This window comes from Pseudomonas sp. NY15372 (assembly GCF_048068215.1).
Taxonomy (GTDB): Bacteria; Pseudomonadota; Gammaproteobacteria; order Pseudomonadales; family Pseudomonadaceae; genus Aquipseudomonas; species Aquipseudomonas guariconensis_A.
This window is the reverse complement of the sequence record NZ_JBLUPY010000089.1, coordinates 1-476: the sequence shown is the minus strand read 5'-3', so window position 1 is coordinate 476 and position 476 is coordinate 1. Positions and strand designations below refer to the sequence as shown.

Here is a 476-nt window from a genome sequence, read left to right as displayed (position 1 = left end):
CACACCATGCGTTACGCACATCCGGGTACCGAAGGCGCGAAAATCTCCTTCAAGAGCCGCTACGGCAACTACATCGGCGGTGAGTTCGTTCCTCCGGTCAAGGGTGAGTACTTCACCAACACCTCGCCGGTGAACGGCCAGCCGATCGCCGAATTCCCCCGTTCCACCGCCGAGGATATCGACAAGGCCCTCGACGCCGCCCACGCCGCCGCCGATGCCTGGGGCCGCACCTCGGTGCAGGACCGCTCGAACGTGCTGCTGCGCATCGCCGACCGCATCGAACAGAACCTGGAAATCCTGGCCATCACCGAAACCTGGGACAACGGCAAACCGATCCGCGAAACCCTCAACGCCGACATCCCGCTGGCCGTGGACCACTTCCGCTATTTCGCCGGCTGCATCCGCGCCCAGGAAGGCGGCGCCGCCGAGATCAACGAAAGCACCGTGGCCTACCACATCCACGAGCCGCTGGGCGT

General features: G+C 64.7%; 1 protein-coding gene. It reads left to right on the top strand.

Annotated features, from left to right (window positions below):
• Positions 1-6 precede the first annotated feature (6 nt).
• Positions 7-476 (top strand): aldehyde dehydrogenase family protein (locus tag ACNFG0_RS22860; RefSeq protein ID WP_416766534.1); only part of this gene is annotated, 470 nt, incomplete at its 3' end.